Source organism: Mycobacterium sp. PSTR-4-N (genome assembly GCF_022348085.1).
Taxonomy (GTDB): domain Bacteria; phylum Actinomycetota; class Actinomycetes; order Mycobacteriales; family Mycobacteriaceae; genus Mycobacterium.
The window spans coordinates 65,785-81,988 of the sequence record NZ_JAKRFN010000003.1 but is presented as its reverse complement, the minus strand read 5'-3'; the positions used below and the strand labels follow the sequence as shown (position 1 = coordinate 81,988).

Sequence of the window (16,204 nt, the reverse complement as noted above, 5' to 3'; positions counted from 1 at the left end):
TCTGATTGCCACCATGGCGTCATGACCGAACCGCACGCACCTGTCGTCGCCCGGTTGTCCGCGGAGTTGATCGCGCTCTCGCAGCAGCTTGCCCGCGTCTCCGCCGACCTGGCCGAGCTCGATCGAACTCTCGCCGCGCGTCCTGCGCCGCCGCGCACCGCGCCCCAGCCGTACGTACCGGCCGGCCCCAGCTACGTGCCGCGGCCGGCGCCTCTGCCGCCACCTCCGATGCCTGCCCCCGTGCGCGAGCGTTCGGAGGGCTGGATCGGCAAGCTGCTCGCGGTCGCCGGCGTCGCGGTGACGCTGATGGGCGTCGTGCTGCTGCTGGTGCTCGCCGCTCAGGCCGGCATCCTGCGGCCCGAGTTTCGCGTGGCCGGCGGCGTGGTGTTGGCCGTCGCGCTGGTGGCTGCAGGACGGCGACTGCAGAACCGTTCCGGAGGTCGTGTCGGCGCGATCGCCGTGACGGCCACCGGGATCGCCGCGGCGTACATGGACGTCATCGCCGTCACGACCATCTACGGATGGGTTCCTGCGGGCGTGGGACTGGTACTCGCCTCCGCGGTCGGCGGAGCGGGGTTGACGCTCGCGCGCCGCTGGGACTCCGAGCACCTCGGCCTGCTGGTGCTCATCCCGTTGACCGTGCTGGCTCCGGTGGTCGCGGACGGCAACACCCTGCTGTTGGTCGGCTTCATGCTGGCGCTCGCCGCTGCCTCGTTGCCGGTGCAGCTGGGCAAGGACTGGGTGTGGCTGCATGCGGCGCGCACCGCCGCGGCGACCTTCCCCGTGCTGTTCGCACTCGTCGTGCGCCATTTCGACGGGCGGGACGACCTGTGGCTGGCCGGCGCCTGTGCGATCGCCGCGGTGCTGGCTGTCGTCGCAGCGGTGGTGCTGCTGCCCGGTTCGCGTCGCGGTGCTCCGCTCGCGCTTCTGACCGCGGCGGGGGTGACGCCGCTGCTGTGCGTCGGGTTGGTCGTCGACCGGGTGGTCGCCGCGCTGATGATCGCTGCGCTGGCGGGTGCGCTCCTGGCGATCGTGTTGGTGGGCGATCAGCTGCCGGGCGTCGCGGGCATCGCCCGCCGGGTGTTCTCCGCGCTGTCGGCGGTGAGCGCCCTGATCGCGGTAACGGTCGCCTTCGACGGACCGGTGGCGGGCCCGATCCTGCTCGCGATGGCCGTCGTGGTCGCTGTCGCCGGCCGGCGCGATGTCATCGCGCGCAGTGCGGCAATGCTTTTCGCTGCGATCGGGGCGCTGCTGCATGTCGCCTACGCTCCGCCGAGCGTTCTGCTGTCCGCCGCGGACGCGGTGGAATCGGCACGCGCGTCCACCCTGGTGTCGAGCATCCTGGTCGGTATCGCCGCGGTCGCGATCGCGTGGTCGTGGTCGGGCCCGCAGCGAGCAGTGTGGGCGGCGGTGGCCGCCGGGATCGTCGCCTTCGCGGTCACGTGCTTCGCCGTCACCGCCGGAGTGCTGATCGGTGGACATGGCCGCGGTTTCTACGCAGGGCACATGGTGGCGACGATCTGCTGGATCGCCATGGCGGCGGCGCTGCTCGCGCACGCCGTGCGTGTGCCGCGGACCGACCGGTCGGTACCGATCGCCGGCGGCCTCGGGCTCGTGGGCGCCGCGGTGGCCAAGCTGTTCCTGTTCGATCTGGGCTCACTCGACGGGATGTTCCGAGTGGCGGTGTTCATCGTCGTCGGGCTGATCCTGCTCGGTATGGGCGCCGGATATGCCCGGCTGCTGGAACGTCAGGATCACGTGACCGTCGACACACACTAGACTGGATTGAGTCCAGAAAAGGAGATGTTGTCATGGTTATGAACACACAGTCTCACTCTCGCAAGACCGAAGCCGACATCGTCGGCTTCCAGGCGTCCTCTGACCTGTCCGCAGCGCTGCAGCGCGTACTCGTCGACGTCATCGAACTGCACCTGCAGGGCAAGCAGGCGCACTGGAACGTGGTCGGCACCAACTTCCGCGATCTGCATCTGCAACTCGACGAGGTCGTCGACTTCGCCCGCGAGGCCAGTGACACCATCGCCGAACGCATGCGGGCGCTCGACGCGGTGCCCGACGGCCGGTCCGACACCGTCGCCTCGACCACCTCGCTGCCCGAGTTCCCCGCGTTCGAGCACGGCAGCGCCGAGGTCGTCGACCTCGTCACCACCCGCATCTACGCCGTCGTCGCGACGCTGCGGGATGTGCACGACGCAGTCGATGCCGAAGACGCGAGCACCGCGGACATCTTGCATCAGCTCATCGACGGGCTGGAAAAGCTGGCGTGGCTGCTCAAGTCGGAGAACCGGAAGGTGTGACGGCAGAAGGCTTTTCGGCCGGCGTGGCGGCCGAGGCCCGACGCCCGACCAGATACCAGGTGTGCATCGGGCCCTTGCCTTTCACGTCGACCAGGCCGCGCTCTTCGAGCACGAAGCGATGTCTGAGCCGTTCGTAGACCTCGTCGGGCACCTGGATGCGGCCCTCGACATCGGTGGTCTCCATGCGAGAAGCGATGTTGACCGCGTCGCCCCAGACGTCGTAGAAGAACTTCCTCGCGCCGACGACGCCGGCGACCACCGGTCCGCACGCCATCCCGATCCGCAGCGGCACCGCCCGACCCTGCGCATCGGTCAGACCGGCGACGGCATCCGCCATGTCGAGCGCCAGCGCGGCTAGAGCCTCGAGGTGGTCGGCGCGCGGGGTGGGTACGCCGCTGACCACCATGTAGGAATCCCCGCTGGTCTTCACCTTCTCGAGGCCGTGCTGATCGACCAGCGCATCGAGGTCGGTGTAGAGCCGGTCGAGGAACCGGACGAGTTCGGCGGGCGCGGTGTCACTGGCACGCTTGGTGTATCCCGCGATGTCGGCGAAGAGAATGGACGCATCGTCGTACTTGTCGGCGATCACCGAGCGGGCCGGATCCTTGAGCCGGTCGGCGATGGTCTCGGGCAGGATGTTGGCCAGCAACCGCTCGGACCGCTCGTACTCGGCTTCCATCGCGCGCTCGGCGCGCTCGGTCTCGCGCAGCGTGTACCACAGCGTCGCCACGATCATCACCACCGACGAGACCACCGAGGACACGAAGCCGACTTTGAGGAACCACGACGGACCGAGACCACGATCGTCGGGCACGGTCAGTTCGAGCACGATGATCAGGACCACTCCGGTGCCGGCGATGGCCGAGGCCAACGTGATGCGTTCGATGCCCAACGTGAGGACCGTCAGCGACGCGGCGACCAGGAAATAGAACTGCAACCCCGAGTCGGTGCCCATCGTGTAGCAGAAGAACCCGACCGACACATAGGCGACGACCACGAATGTCACGGGGGCGACGACCTCACCGAGCGGGCACAACCGCGGGATGCTCAGGAAGGCGAGCCCGCACAGGATGTTGACGACGCCCAACCACGCGAACCCACCGCCGACGACCACCTGGAACGACCCGAAGATCAGCGACACCGCGGCGGCGATCCACCCGGCGATGGTCAGCACCCGGACCCTGCGTGACACCGCCTCGGCCCGGTGGCGGCTGAGCGAGGTCGTGCGTCCTTCGAGTGCCACCTCGGGCACGCAGACGGACCGCACGTTGCGCACGATGCGGAGCTTATCGCCGATCGCAGCGATAACCTGCTCGAATGACGGGTATCGCGTGCTGCCAGATCGATCCGCAGATCGGTGACCTCGACGGTAATTCCGAGCGCATCTCCGCCGCGATCACCGATGCGCGATCTGCCGGCGCCGACATCATCGTGCTGCCGGAATTGGTGACCTCCGGCTACATGCTCAGCGGCGACGACGAGGCCCGCTCGGTGGCGCTGACGCGTGACGATGCCCGGTTCGCGGGATGGGCTGCCGCAGCAGGAGATTCATTGGTGGCGCTCGGGTTCTGCGAACTGGGCGAGGACGGCGTGCTCTACAACAGCGCCGCTGTGCTCGACGACGGCGGCGTGTCAGCGGTCTATCGCAAGACCCACCTGTGGGACCGGGAGAAATTGATCTTCACGCCCGGCCGCGACCTGCCGCCCGTGCTGCCGACGCGGCATGGGGCGGTGGCCGTGATGCTCTGCTACGACCTGGAATTCGCGGAACTGACCCGCCGGGCCGTGGTCGACGGCGCCGATCTCATCGTCGCCCCGGTCAATTGGCCGCTGTTCTCGCGCCCGGACGGGGAGCACCCCGGCGAGGTGATCACCGCGATGTCGACCGCTCGTACCAACCACGTCGCCGTTGCGGTGTGCGACCGCGCGGGCGTCGAGCGTGGTCAACGCTGGACAGAGGGCACGGCGATCGTCGCCGCCGATGGCTGGGTGGTGGCCGAGGCGGGGCCCGGGGAATCGGTCGCGATGGCCGACGTCGATCTTTCGCTCAGCCGCGACAAGAACATCACCGAGTACGTCCATCTGCTCGACGATCGTCGGCTGGACCTGTACTGAACACCAGGCCGACACCCACCACGAGTTGCCACGCGATGATCGTGTAGATCGCCACCCGTTCGCACGCTCCCTGCGGCATGTCGGTGCCGATCAGCGCCGCCGCAGCCGCCAGGCCCAGGACGCCGAGTATGTAGCCGAGGGTCCTGGCGGCCGCGGATCGCCCGGGGAGGCCGGCGGCGCCGCCTGCGAGCAGCGCGAGATTGCCCCCGACGATCGCCGCGGTCGCACCGGCGACGTGGAGTAGCTGGGCCGTGTGGCTGCCTCCGCTGGGGACCAGGCCGACGACGACCGAACCCGCTCCATACAAGGATGCGAGCGCGGTGAACATCAGGCCGCCGCGCGCGGGCCGCGCCGTGGCGACCAGTACGGCGGCAGTCACCACGAACGCCATGCCCTGGACGCGGAAAGCGGCGTTCATCCACCACGACAGCGGCGACGTCGGGCGTCCCAGATCGCTGATGACGTCGCCCACGTAGCTGTAGGCCGGCACCCGCGCCGCTGCGATCGCTTCGACGGTCAGGTAGCTGATCCCGGCAGCCAGAGCGAGGACACCGCTCGTTCGACGCACGATTGTCGGGTGGGGAGTGCGCACACCACCAGCGTGCCAGCCGGGAGTCGACCACAGCGGCACGGAGGAGGCCCGCCATGGCGTGTGATGGTGGTCGAGTTTGCTTGCTGGAATCGCACACGGATGCGCAGGACGGAAGCAGCCCGTGTCGATCCTCGGCCGATCCCCTGCGACCGTCGGCTGCGCGTGGCAATGCACTTATATCTTTGCTGAAAGCACGCGTGCCGACGTTTTTAACTGTTAAAGTCCCTGCTAGCACGTCATCGTGCAGTACCTGAGAATCATTTGGGAGGAATGGTCATGGGGGGAGCTCACGCGCTGAAGCATGCGCGCAAGCGTCCGGCAGGAGTGGCGGGATGCGTCGTAGCGGGGAGCCTGTTGTTTGCTCCGGTGGCGCAGGCGGCGGATGCGACGCCCTGTCCGACGGACAAGTGCACCAACGGCGTCACCGCCCTCTTGGTCGGCGGCAAGGGGTCTTATGCGGTCTTGAAGCCGGAAGAGATGATGGCGGCGTTCGGCGGGTATTTCGCCGATTACGACGATCGGGTCAGCGTGCCGTTCCCGGGCGACGCCGACTTCTCGGAGTCGATTCCGGAGGGCGCTGCCAACCTGTACAACGCGGTCTTGGCCCAGCCCACGGGCACGGTGCTGACCATCGGTGGTGTGTCCAAAGGGGCACCATCGGTGATCGAGGCCCTGAAGCAGCTGGAAGCGGATCGGGAAGCCGGCAAACCGGTCCCGGATCCCGCGCACATGAACGTGATGCTCTACGGTGCGCCGAGCCGGGTCTATTACTCGGGCGTGAAGTACCGTCCCGACATCCCGGTGACGCCCTACAACGTGTACGTGGTGGCCGCCGAATACGACGGGGTGGCTGACATGCCCGACAACATGTTCAACATCCTCGCGGTGCTCAACGCCGTGCAGGGGGCGGACATGTTGCATGTGGACGCGGCGTTCAACACCGACTTCAAGAACGACCCGATGCGCTACAAGGTCGAGACGAACAAGGACGGCGGGTCGGTGACCACGATCCTGATCCCCTACAACGACCCCATTCTCCCGCTGCTGCAGCCGATGCTCGAGGCGGGTGGCGATCCGGCGCAGCTGGCCAAGCTCAGCGCAGCGCTCAAGCCGATCATTGATTCGGCCTACAAACGCAACCGCCCGTCCGAGCAGAAGAAGTGGCAGACCGGCATCGTCAACATCCCGCTGCCGACCGCGGCCACTCCGAAGCCGGTCGTCGACGACGCCAGCCAGACGCTCAAAGTCAGTGTCCCGGTCGATGATTCACAGGACGCCGTGACGCCGCCTGCGCGCACGACGCTGTCGAAGGCCCTGACCAAGGGTCAGACCGACGACAACGGCGCCGACACCGCGACGGTCAAGAGGAACGTCTTCAAAAACCTCAGCGACAGCATCAAAACCGAGGTCAAGAAATTGACCACCAGGAAGGACAAGACGGCGACAAAGGATGCCGCGCCCGAGAAGAGAGAGACGGTCGGCGCCACGTCGTCGTCATCAGGCTCCGGTGGCGACAGCGCCGGATCGGAGAGCTGACCCGCCCCAGCTCCGCCGGGAAGCCCCGTCTCCGTCACGGAGGCGGGGCTTCTTGTTCACCGTCTTCGTTTCCCGCGTCTTCTTGGTGGTCGCCCTTTCGGCGTCGTCGGCGATGTCCTTCACCACTTGCTTACGCTCCGTTGATGTTTCGTCACGACGGTGTTGGCCTACGTAACCCTGCTCGGAGACCTTCTGGACAGAGGCCTTCGGAGTGAACAGGCCGGTGAGCCACGAGGCCCTGATCGGTGGGTCGGCGTACACCCGGTCGATCACGTTGTCGCCGTACTGTGTTTGCGATACCGGCGTCTCCTCGGAGAAATCGCGCCCGCCGTAGCCGAAGGTGTGATTGCCATACCACTGCCTTCGCACCGCCGCCTCGTCGCTCTTGGTGCTGATGTACTCGATGGTCCCGCCGCCGACCTGCAGCACAGGACGCCCGCCCTCCTCGTAGGTCGCCCCGTTGTTGGGGCGGGCAGGCGAACCCAACTGGATGATCTTGCCCTGCCAGTCGGGACGCAGCGCGCGCGCATCCTGGGCGCCGATAGCGGAGCCAGAGTAGGTGTAGAGCACCGCATCCGGCGTGTCGTGGGCGTCCATCCACGCCCCGGCCGCGGCCGCCGCGCCCCTCTTTCCGTCGGTGGTCATGTAGTTCCACTTCACCTCGTTGCAGCCGGCGCCGCACGTGCTCCCGTCGGGCATGGTGATGGTCCTCCAGCCGGGTCCGACATTGAAGATGCCGTCCATGTAGGCGGTCGACCCCGACAGTGCCGCCAGCGCCGACACGGTCGCTACCCGATCCTGCGGAGCGCGCCGTTGATCGTCTCGACCGGATGCCGCGGTCTGGCCTTTCTTCTCGGGGTAACTGTTGCGTTTGCGGGCCGAGTCGATGATCGGCTTGAGGATCGTCGACAGTTTCACCAGCTGGTCGTGGTTGGACCCGTCGGACTTCTCCATGACGGCCAGTAGTGGCAGCACGTCACCCTCGTCGATGGCCGCGGCGACGGTGGCGGTTCCGTCGGCCGTGGTGTCACCGACCGTGTCGTGCAGCCTGGAATCGCTTCCGCTTGCTTCGTCGCCGACTGGCGTCGCATGCGTCACCGGCGCGACAAGGAGTGCCGCCGCTGTTGCTGACATGCCGACAGCGAGAATTGCACCCGTCTTCACGTAGTTTCCTCCCACAAGGCGATCCCCCTGATCGCCTTCGCGGGGACTTTACCGTTGCTGGCAAACTCTGACGCCTTTTCGAGGCAATCATGATCGATTTGCTGACGTTCATTGGTCTTCTGTTGAACCAGTCTTCTGACCATCGCGGCCGTCATCTCGGCGACGGGTTCTGGCAACAAAGAAAAATTGACGTGCCGGTTTATTCCTCTACGAGGGCGACAATATTCAGGTTTATCGGGCCCGCTGTGGCTATCGGGACGTGATTCGCGCCGCGGGTGCGACGCCGACACTCGTCTCCACGACCTGTCACCTGCGCTTTGCTCGATGTGATCGCAGCATCGGACGCGCAAACGTTCGTGCTAGCCCTGACGATGTGTTCTGGAGATGACTCCCACGGCCGTCACATCAGGGCGCAGAGCCGGTAGGTGGAAGTAGTGCAAGTACTGGTGCCCCCGGTGAGATTCGAACTCACACTGGACGGGTTTTGAATCCGTTTCCTCTGCCAGTTGGGATACGGGGGCGTCCCGGCACGCCGCGCCGCGTCGTGCGGCCTCTCACCTTAGAGGATGGCCCCGCGCTCGCTCATTCGGGCATCGGCGGACAGAATGTGGACCATGACTGCGTCCCCGACAGATGCCGCCGCGCCGCACCGAGTCCTGATCGCCGAGGACGAGGCGCTGATCCGGCTCGACCTGGCCGAGATGCTGCGCGACGAAGGCTACGAGATCGTCGGAGAGGCCGGTGACGGTCAGGAGGCCGTCGAGTTGGCCGAATCTCTGCGTCCGGACCTGGTGATCATGGACGTCAAGATGCCCCGCCGGGACGGCATCGACGCCGCCGCCGAGATCGCAGCCAAGCGGATCGCGCCGATCGTCATCCTCACCGCCTTCAGCCAGCGTGAACTCGTCGAACGCGCCCGCGACGCGGGCGCGATGGCTTATCTGGTCAAGCCGTTCAACATCACCGATCTGATTCCGGCCATCGAGGTGGCGGTCAGCCGGTTCAGCGAGATCACCGAATTGGAGAAAGAGGTCGCCAACCTCTCCGACCGGCTGGAGACCCGCAAGCTGGTGGAGCGTGCGAAGGGTTTGCTGCAGAGCAAGCAGAACATGACCGAACCCGAGGCGTTCAAGTGGATTCAGCGGGCCGCGATGGACCGCCGCACCACGATGAAGCGCGTCGCCGAGGTGGTTCTCGAGACGCTCGACCCGCCGGCCACCGACGCCGCCGCACCCGCGGAATGACGGGGAATCGGCACCCCGTCCGTTAAGACTGCGTTTCCGGAACCGCCGGATTTCGGATCCGTGCACCGGATGCGCGCCACGCGTTCCTCAACATCGCGCACCACGGCGATGCGTTGGTTATGGTCGTCGGCGAAGCACCGCCGCCAACGCCGTCCGGGGGAGGCACGACGGTGTCGATCAACACATGAACCGGAGGTGGGACGTGCGCGGTCGCGTGGCACGCAATGCATTTGCTCTCGGGGGAGCGAGCCTGATTGTGCTGGCCTTGGCCGGCTGCAACCAGGGTGCGCCCGAGGAGCAGGCGACGCAGGCGAATCTCAAGATCGTCGAGAAGGTGCAGATCGACGAGAACGGTGCAGAGGTCAAGGGCGCCGAGGGCGCGGCTCCGGCCGACCCGGCCGGCGACGGCAAGGCCACCTGCCCGCCGGTGTCGATCGCCATGGCGGGGGCGCTCAACGGCCCCGACGCGGCGCTGGGCATCAACATCAAAAACGGTGTGCAGCTCGCGATCGACAAGCACAACGCGGCCAACCCCGGCTGCCAGGTGCAGCTCAAGCCGTTCGACACCGAAGGTGACCCGCAGAAAGCGACCGCGATCGCACCTCAGATCGTCGACGACCAGTACACGATCGGCCTCGTCGGCCCGGCCTTCTCGGGCGAGACGAAAGCCACCGGCGGTGTCTTCGACCAGGCCGGTCTGGTCGCCGCCACCGCGTCGGCGACCAACGTGACGCTGTCGGAGAACGGCTGGAAGACCTTCTTCCGCGGCCTGGCCAATGACGGTGTGCAGGGACCCGCTGTCGCCAACTACCTGAAGAACACGCTCGCCAACAAGAAGGTGTGTGTGGTCGATGACAGCACCGACTACGGCCTCGGCCTCGCCCAGGCCGTGCGGGACACGCTCGGGCCGGTCGCGGACGCGGCCTGCAACATCTCGGTCAAGAAGGGCGACAAGGACTTCTCGGCCGCGGTGACCCAGGTCAAGGGGGCCGCCCCGGACTCGGTGTTCTACAGCGGCTACTACGCCGAGGCGGCGCCGTTCGTCCAGCAGCTCAAGGACGGTGGCTTCGAGGGCACGTTCGTCAGCGCCGACGGCACTAAGGACCCCGAGTTCGTCAAGCAGGCCGGTGAGTCCTCCAAGGGTGCGCTGCTGTCCTGCCCGTGCGGCCCGGCCACCGGCGCGTTCGCCGACGAGTACACCAAGAAGTTCAACCAGGAGCCCGGCACCTACAGCACCGAGGGCTATGACCTGGGCACGATCCTGCTCAAGGGCATCGATTCGGGGGCGATCACCCGGCCGGCGCTGCTCGACTTCGTGCGCAACTACGACGGCCAGGGCGTGGCGCGCAAGTACCAGTGGACGCCCAACGGGGAGCTCACCACCACGCTGATCTGGATGTACGAGGTTCAGTAACCGTTGACGCGAAACGCGTCCGAGCTCGACGGCTCGGACGCGTTTTGCACTCCTGAAGGAGTACGCCACGCCGATGTTTCTGGCCGCCAACATCAATTTCAACGTCGGGGCGCTGTTCGACAGCTTCTGGCAACTCACCATCGACGGATTGTCGTGGGGCGCCATCTACGCCCTGGTCGCGGTCGGGTACACCCTGGTGTTCGGGGTGCTGCGGTTGATCAACTTCGCCCACTCGGAGATCTTCATGCTCGGCATGTTCGGCGCGTACTTCGCGCTGGACATGATCTTGGGCTTCACCCCCAGCGGCAACGCCTACAACAAAGGGGTGCTGCTGACGATCGTCTATCTCGGGGTGGCGATGCTGTTCGCGATGCTCGTCTCCGGCGGCGCAGCCGTCGGTCTGGAGTTCATCGCCTACCGGCCGCTGCGTAAACGGCATGCCCGCTCGCTGACGTTCCTGATCACCGCGATCGGCATGTCGTTCGTGCTCCAGCAGTTCGTGCTGTTCATCCTGCCCAAGTTGATCCCCGGCTACGGCGGGCCGAATGCCCAGCAGCCGATCGTGTTGGTGCAGCCCAAGACTCAGTTCACGTTCTTCGGGGTGGACGTCTCCAACGTCACGATCGTGATCATCGTCGCTGCCCTCGTGCTCGCGGTGCTGACCGACATCGCGATCAACCGCACCAAGTTCGGTCGCGGCATCCGCGCCGTCGCCCAGGATCCGACCACCGCGACGTTGATGGGGGTGTCCCGCGAGCGCATCATCATGACGACGTTCCTGATCGGTGGTCTGCTGGCGGGCGCGGCGGCGCTGCTCTACACGCTCAAGGTTCCTCAGGGCATCATCTACTCGGGCGGCTTCCTGCTCGGCATCAAGGCGTTCTCCGCCGCCGTCCTCGGCGGGATCGGCAACCTGCGCGGCGCCCTGCTGGGTGGCTTGATCCTGGGCATCATGGAGAACTACGGCCAGGCCGTGTTCGGCACGCAGTGGCGTGACGTGGTGGCTTTCGTGCTGCTGGTGCTGGTGCTGTTGGTGCGTCCGACGGGCATACTCGGCGAGAGCCTCGGAAAGGCGCGAGCATGAGCGGGTTGGTGTCTCGGGTGACGGACTGGTGGGATCGTCTGTCGCGTCCGCAGAAGTGGGTGTTCGGGGTCATCTTGTTCCTGGGCGTCGGATTGTCGCCGCTGTTCACCCCGCCGTTCATCGACACCCCCGGTATCAGCTTCGGTGGCACGATGGCCCAGTTCGCGATGGTGGCGATCATCGCCATCGGCCTCAATGTCGTTGTGGGACAAGCAGGTCTGCTCGATCTCGGATATGTCGGGTTCTACGCGGTGGGCGCCTACACGGTGGCTCTGCTGACCAGCCCGGAAAGCCCGTGGAACAGGATGGGCACGAGCGGTTTCTTCAGCGAGCCGTGGGCCTGGCTGTCCTGCGTGCCGCTGGCCATGGCCGTGACCGCCCTGACGGGGTTGATCCTCGGGTTCCCCACGCTGCGGTTGCGTGGTGACTATCTGGCGATCGTCACGCTCGGATTCGGCGAGATCATCCGCTTGCTGGCCGACAACCTGGCCGACATCACCAACGGCCCCCGGGGTCTCAACGAGGTCGCATTCCCGCATGTCTTCGAGAGCGAGAAGAATCCGCGCGGGGTGTTCTCCGTGTCGAACTCCAGCGGCGACGCGAACTACGGCACCTGGTGGTTCTGGCTGGGGTTGTTGCTGATCGTCGTGATCCTGCTGCTGGTGGGCAATCTCGAACGCAGCCGGGTGGGACGCGCCTGGATCGCGGTGCGCGAAGACGAGGACGCCGCAGAAGTGATGGGCGTCAACACCTTCAAGTTCAAACTGTGGGCGTTCACCATCGGCGCCGCGATCGGTGGGCTCTCCGGAGCGCTCTACGCCGGTCAGGTGCAGTACGTCGCACCGCCGACGTTCAACATCATCAACTCCATGCTGTTCCTGTGCGCCGTCGTCCTCGGCGGTCAGGGCAACAAGCTCGGCGTGATCCTGGGTGCGTTCATCATCGTCTACCTACCCAATCGTCTTCTGGGCGTGCACTTCCTGGGCATCGACATGGGCAACCTGAAGTATCTGTTCTTCGGATTGGCGCTGGTGGTCCTGATGATCTTCCGGCCGCAAGGCTTCTTCCCGGCCCGCCAGCAGCTGCTGACCTACGGTAAGGCCGCGCGCGATCTGCTCAGATCGGGTCCGTCGGGGAAGGAGTCGGCGCAATGAGCATCGAGGACCTGGCCGGCGTGCACCGCGAGATCGCCGCCGACGAGGGCGAGGTGCTGCTGGCCACCAAGGACCTGACCGTGCAGTTCGGCGGTTTGGTCGCACTGGACTCGGTGACCTTCGACATCCGTCGCGGTGAGATCCTCGGACTGATCGGGCCCAATGGTGCCGGGAAAACCACCTGCTTCAACGCGATCACCGGCGTCTACCGCCCCAGTGCGGGGTCGGTGACGTTCGACGGTGAGATCCTCGGACGGATCAAGCGACATCAGATCACCCGGCGGGGAATCGCCCGTACGTTCCAGAACATCCGGCTGTTCGGGGAGATGACGGCGTTGGAGAACGTCATGGTCGGTACGGATGCCCGACACCGGACGTCGGTGCCGGGTGCGCTGTTCCGGTCGCCACGTCATCGCCGCGAGGAGAGGGAGGCGATCGAACGGTCAGCAGCCCTGCTGCATTTCGTCGGCATTGCGCACCGTGGGGAGGAGAAGGCAAAGAACCTCTCCTACGGTGACCAGCGCCGGCTGGAGATCGCCCGTGCGTTGGCCACCGAACCGAAGCTGCTGTGCCTCGACGAGCCCGCGGCCGGGTTCAACCCCAGCGAGAAGTCGGCGCTGATCGACCTGATCCGCAAGATCCGCGACGACGGATACACCGTGCTGCTGATTGAACACGACATGCGGTTGGTCATGGGGGTGACCGATCGCATCGTGGTGTTGGAGTTCGGCCGCAAGATCGCCGACGGCCTGCCGGCCGAGATCCGCGAGGACCCCAAGGTCATCGCCGCTTACCTGGGAGTGCCCGATGACGAGCTCAGCTGAGTCCCGACCGGTGCTGCTGGAGGCCCGCGATGTCGTGGTGCACTACGGCCGTATCAAGGCGCTGCACTCCGTGTCGTTGACTGTGCACGAGGGCGAGCTGGTCACGCTGCTCGGCTCCAACGGCGCGGGCAAGACCACGATGATGCGGGCGATCTCCGGGCTGCTGCCGCTGACATCGGGTTCGGTGTGGTTCGACGGGCAGGACGTGAGCCGCGTCAAGGCGCACCGGCGGGTGACCGACGGCCTGATCCAGGCGCCCGAGGGGCGCGGCGTGTTCCCCGGCATGACGATCCTCGAGAACCTCGAAATGGGTTGCTACGGACGCAAATTCCCGTCCAAGGCGGAGCACGACGAGCGGCTGGAGTGGATACTGCAGACGTTCCCGCGGCTCGCGGAGCGCAAAAGCCAGGTCGGCGGCACGCTGTCCGGTGGCGAGCAGCAGATGCTGGCGATCGGGCGGGCGTTGATGGCCCGGCCCAAGGTGCTGCTGCTCGACGAGCCGTCGATGGGGCTCGCACCGATGGTGATCTCTCAGATCTTCAAGATCATCGCCGAGATCAACTCGACCGGAACCACGGTGCTGCTCGTGGAGCAGAACGCCCAGCAGGCGCTCAGTCGCTCCGATCGGGCCTACATCCTGGAGACCGGTGAGGTCACCCGGTCGGGCAATGCGCGAGAGTTGTTGGCAGACGACAGTATTCGCGCGGCCTACCTCGGCGTCGCCTGAGAGGGTGCCTTGTTTCGGCGAGCGCGCGTGTCTGCACGCAACACGCCGGGCCATTCTGTGAGTTCGCGCGCGCTCGCCGCACTCTGAGCGCGCGCTGATCGACGCGGAAGCGCTTCAGCCGCGAGGTGGCCCCCGCGGTCAGCGTCACCCGGTTGCGCGGCACACCGAGGTGTTCGGCGAGCACCCGGATGACGGCCTGGTTGGCCTTGCCGTCGACAGCACGCTCGCGGACATAGATCGTCAGCATGCCGTCGGGATCCCTCTCGACGGCAGGTCCCTTCGCGCTGCCGGGCTTCACCCGCACCGATATGACATCAGCCACCCGCTCATTGAGTCGCGAGGGCGCGCATATTGCCAGTGTGGCGCGGCGTGTCGCGTGCAGACGCGCGCGCTCGCGAAAACGACTACCGGGCGACGACGACGGACGAGCCGTGGCCGAACAGGCCCTGGTTGGCGGTGATGCCCACAGTGGCGCCCTCGACCTGGCGGCCGGTGGCCTGCCCCTTCAGCTGCCAGGTGAGCTCGCAGACCTGCGCGATGGCCTGCGCGGGAATGGCCTCGCCGAAGCTCGCGAGCCCGCCCGATGCGTTGACCGGGATGCGCCCGCCGATGGTGGTCGCGCCGCTGCGCAGAAGATGTTCGGCCTCACCCTTCTTGCACAGTCCCAGGTGCTCGTACCAGTCGAGTTCCAGCGCGGTCGACAGGTCGTAGACCTCGGCCAGGCTGAGGTCCTCGGGTCCGATCCCCGCCTCGGCGTACGCGGCATCGAGGATCTGATCTTTGAACACTCGCTTGGGGCCGGGCACCACGGCCGTCGAATCGGTTGCGATGTCCGGCAATTCGGGCAGATGCTGGGGGTACTGCGGGGACTGCAGGCTCACCGCACGCACAGACGGGACGCCGGCCGTCGAGCCGAGGTGCTTCTCCGTGAACGCCTTGCTGGCCACGATGATCGCGGCCGCGCCGTCGGAGGTGGCGCAGATGTCGAGCAGCCGCAGGGGGTCGGAGACCACAGGGCTGGCCAGTACGTCCTCGACGGTCGCTTCCTTGCGGTAGCGCGCATTCGGGTTGTTGAGGCCGTGGCGGGCGTTCTTCACCTTGACGTTCGCGAAGTCTTCGAGCGTGGCGCCGTAGAGGTCCATCCGCCTCCGGGCGAGCAGCGCGAAGTACACGGTGTTGGTCGCGCCGATCAGGTGGAAGCGTTGCCAATCCGGATCGTTCTTGCGTTCCCCTCCGACGGGGGCGAAGAAGCCCTTCGGTGTGGTGTCGGCACCGATGACGAGCGCGACGTCGCACAGGCCGGCCAGGATCTGCGCGCGGGCACTCTGCAGCGCCTGCGACCCGCTGGCGCAGGCGGCGTAGCTGGAGGTGACGGGAATGCCGTTCCAGCCCAGCTTCTGAGCGAACGTGGCACCGGCGACGAAGCCGGGGTAGCCGTTGCGGATGGTGTCGGCCCCGGCGACGAGTTGGATCTGGCGCCAGTCCAATCCCGCCTCCGCAAGCGCCGCGCGGGCGGCGACGACGCCGTATTCGGTGAAGTCGCGTCCCCACTTGCCCCAGGGGTGCATCCCTGCGCCGAGGATGTAAACCGGTTCCGGACTCATGCGATCCTCCAGGCGTGCACGATGCGTTCGGTGCCGTCGTCGTCGACGTAGAGCGGCATCGTGGTCAGCTCCATCTCCATGCCGACCTTCAGGTCGGCGGCCAGCGTGCCCTCGACCACCTTGCCCAGCACGATCAATCCTTCGGCGGCCAGCTCCACCGCGGCGACGGCGAACGGTTCGAAGGGGTCCGGCGATGGATAGGGCGGGGGTGGGGCGTAGCGGTTCTCGGTGTAGCTCCACAGCGTGCCGCGCCGTGACAGCGGCACCTGCGCCAGCTCGTCGCCGTCACAGCCGGGGTTCGGACAGTTGTTCTCGCGCGGCGGGAAGACGAAGGTTCCGCACTGATGGCATTTGGCGCCGATGAGGTAGGCCTCGCCAGAACCATCGGTGGCGAACCAGCCCTCGACGGCGGGTTGCGTGGATGCTGACAC

At 66.6% G+C, this 16,204-nt stretch carries 15 protein-coding genes, 1 tRNA gene and 1 pseudogene; 10 read left to right on the top strand and 7 right to left on the bottom strand.

Going from position 1 to position 16,204, the window contains the following annotated elements:
- Positions 1 to 21: 21 nt before the first annotated feature.
- Complete coding sequence (locus MHN84_RS05510; RefSeq protein WP_241203626.1) at positions 22 to 1,779, top strand: DUF2339 domain-containing protein; 1,758 nt, start codon at positions 22 to 24, stop codon at positions 1,777 to 1,779.
- 38 nt (positions 1,780 to 1,817) lie between these two features.
- Entirely contained in the window at positions 1,818 to 2,315 is a 498-nt protein-coding gene (locus MHN84_RS05505; RefSeq protein ID WP_241203625.1) for a DNA starvation/stationary phase protection protein, read from the top strand.
- On the opposite strand, the gene MHN84_RS05500 is transcribed toward MHN84_RS05505, so the two are convergent.
- A complete protein-coding gene (locus MHN84_RS05500) occupies positions 2,290 to 3,582 on the bottom strand; it encodes an adenylate/guanylate cyclase domain-containing protein (protein WP_374238326.1) in 1,293 nt (430 codons plus the stop codon). The genes MHN84_RS05505 and MHN84_RS05500 overlap by 26 nt on opposite strands.
- A gap of 50 nt (positions 3,583 to 3,632) precedes the next feature.
- On the opposite strand from MHN84_RS05500, the gene MHN84_RS05495 reads away from it, so the two are divergent.
- Positions 3,633 to 4,430: a nitrilase-related carbon-nitrogen hydrolase gene (locus tag MHN84_RS05495; RefSeq protein ID WP_241203623.1), complete on the top strand. Its 798-nt coding sequence runs from the start codon at positions 3,633 to 3,635 to the stop codon at positions 4,428 to 4,430.
- On the opposite strand, the gene MHN84_RS05490 is transcribed toward MHN84_RS05495, so the two are convergent.
- Positions 4,381 to 4,998 (bottom strand): DUF998 domain-containing protein, encoded by a 618-nt coding sequence (locus tag MHN84_RS05490; RefSeq protein ID WP_241203622.1) that lies wholly within the window; start codon positions 4,996 to 4,998, stop codon positions 4,381 to 4,383. The two genes, MHN84_RS05495 and MHN84_RS05490, sit on opposite strands and share 50 nt — an antisense overlap.
- A gap of 300 nt (positions 4,999 to 5,298) precedes the next feature.
- On the opposite strand from MHN84_RS05490, the gene MHN84_RS05485 reads away from it, so the two are divergent.
- A complete protein-coding gene (locus tag MHN84_RS05485) occupies positions 5,299 to 6,558 on the top strand; it encodes a PE-PPE domain-containing protein (RefSeq protein WP_241203621.1) in 1,260 nt (419 codons plus the stop codon).
- Here the strand turns inward: MHN84_RS05485 and MHN84_RS05480 are convergent.
- Both MHN84_RS05480 and MHN84_RS05475 read right to left on the bottom strand, forming a co-directional pair.
- Positions 6,520 to 7,722: a hypothetical protein gene (locus MHN84_RS05480; RefSeq protein ID WP_241203620.1), complete on the bottom strand. Its 1,203-nt coding sequence runs from the start codon at positions 7,720 to 7,722 to the stop codon at positions 6,520 to 6,522. The genes MHN84_RS05485 and MHN84_RS05480 overlap by 39 nt on opposite strands.
- Positions 7,723 to 8,166: 444 nt before the next feature.
- Positions 8,167 to 8,243, bottom strand: a tRNA-Leu gene (locus tag MHN84_RS05475).
- A 93-nt stretch (positions 8,244 to 8,336) separates the two neighbouring features.
- Between MHN84_RS05475 and MHN84_RS05470 the strand changes: the two genes are divergently transcribed.
- The 6 genes from MHN84_RS05470 (at position 8,337) to MHN84_RS05445 (ending at position 14,169) form a co-directional block, all read left to right on the top strand.
- Positions 8,337 to 8,966: an ANTAR domain-containing response regulator gene (locus MHN84_RS05470; protein ID WP_241203619.1), complete on the top strand. Its 630-nt coding sequence runs from the start codon at positions 8,337 to 8,339 to the stop codon at positions 8,964 to 8,966.
- Between the two features lie 202 nt (positions 8,967 to 9,168).
- Entirely contained in the window at positions 9,169 to 10,380 is a 1,212-nt protein-coding gene (locus tag MHN84_RS05465; protein WP_241203618.1) for a branched-chain amino acid ABC transporter substrate-binding protein, read from the top strand.
- Between the two features lie 73 nt (positions 10,381 to 10,453).
- Positions 10,454 to 11,464 carry a branched-chain amino acid ABC transporter permease gene (locus tag MHN84_RS05460; RefSeq protein ID WP_221361334.1) on the top strand — a complete coding sequence of 337 codons (1,011 nt, stop codon included), beginning with the start codon at positions 10,454 to 10,456 and terminating at the stop codon, positions 11,462 to 11,464.
- The gene (locus tag MHN84_RS05455) at positions 11,461 to 12,618 is read left to right on the top strand and encodes a branched-chain amino acid ABC transporter permease (RefSeq protein ID WP_241203617.1); all 1,158 of its coding nucleotides are present in this window, start codon (positions 11,461 to 11,463) and stop codon (positions 12,616 to 12,618) included. The genes MHN84_RS05460 and MHN84_RS05455 overlap by 4 nt, the downstream gene beginning before the upstream one ends.
- Positions 12,615 to 13,442 carry an ABC transporter ATP-binding protein gene (locus tag MHN84_RS05450; protein ID WP_241203616.1) on the top strand — a complete coding sequence of 276 codons (828 nt, stop codon included), beginning with the start codon at positions 12,615 to 12,617 and terminating at the stop codon, positions 13,440 to 13,442. The genes MHN84_RS05455 and MHN84_RS05450 overlap by 4 nt, the downstream gene beginning before the upstream one ends.
- Positions 13,426 to 14,169, top strand: a complete 744-nt coding sequence (locus MHN84_RS05445; protein ID WP_241203615.1) for an ABC transporter ATP-binding protein — start codon at positions 13,426 to 13,428, stop codon at positions 14,167 to 14,169. Before MHN84_RS05450 ends, MHN84_RS05445 begins: the two co-directional genes overlap by 17 nt.
- A 100-nt stretch (positions 14,170 to 14,269) precedes the next feature.
- Here MHN84_RS05445 and MHN84_RS05440 read toward each other — a convergent pair.
- The 3 genes and pseudogenes from MHN84_RS05440 to MHN84_RS05430 all read right to left on the bottom strand — a co-directional run.
- Positions 14,270 to 14,491 (bottom strand): annotated as a pseudogene (locus MHN84_RS05440) (DUF167 domain-containing protein); the annotation flags it as partial.
- A gap of 82 nt (positions 14,492 to 14,573) precedes the next feature.
- Positions 14,574 to 15,773: a lipid-transfer protein gene (locus MHN84_RS05435; RefSeq protein ID WP_241203614.1), complete on the bottom strand. Its 1,200-nt coding sequence runs from the start codon at positions 15,771 to 15,773 to the stop codon at positions 14,574 to 14,576.
- Complete coding sequence (locus tag MHN84_RS05430; RefSeq protein ID WP_241203613.1) at positions 15,770 to 16,204, bottom strand: Zn-ribbon domain-containing OB-fold protein; 435 nt, start codon at positions 16,202 to 16,204, stop codon at positions 15,770 to 15,772. Before MHN84_RS05430 ends, MHN84_RS05435 begins: the two co-directional genes overlap by 4 nt.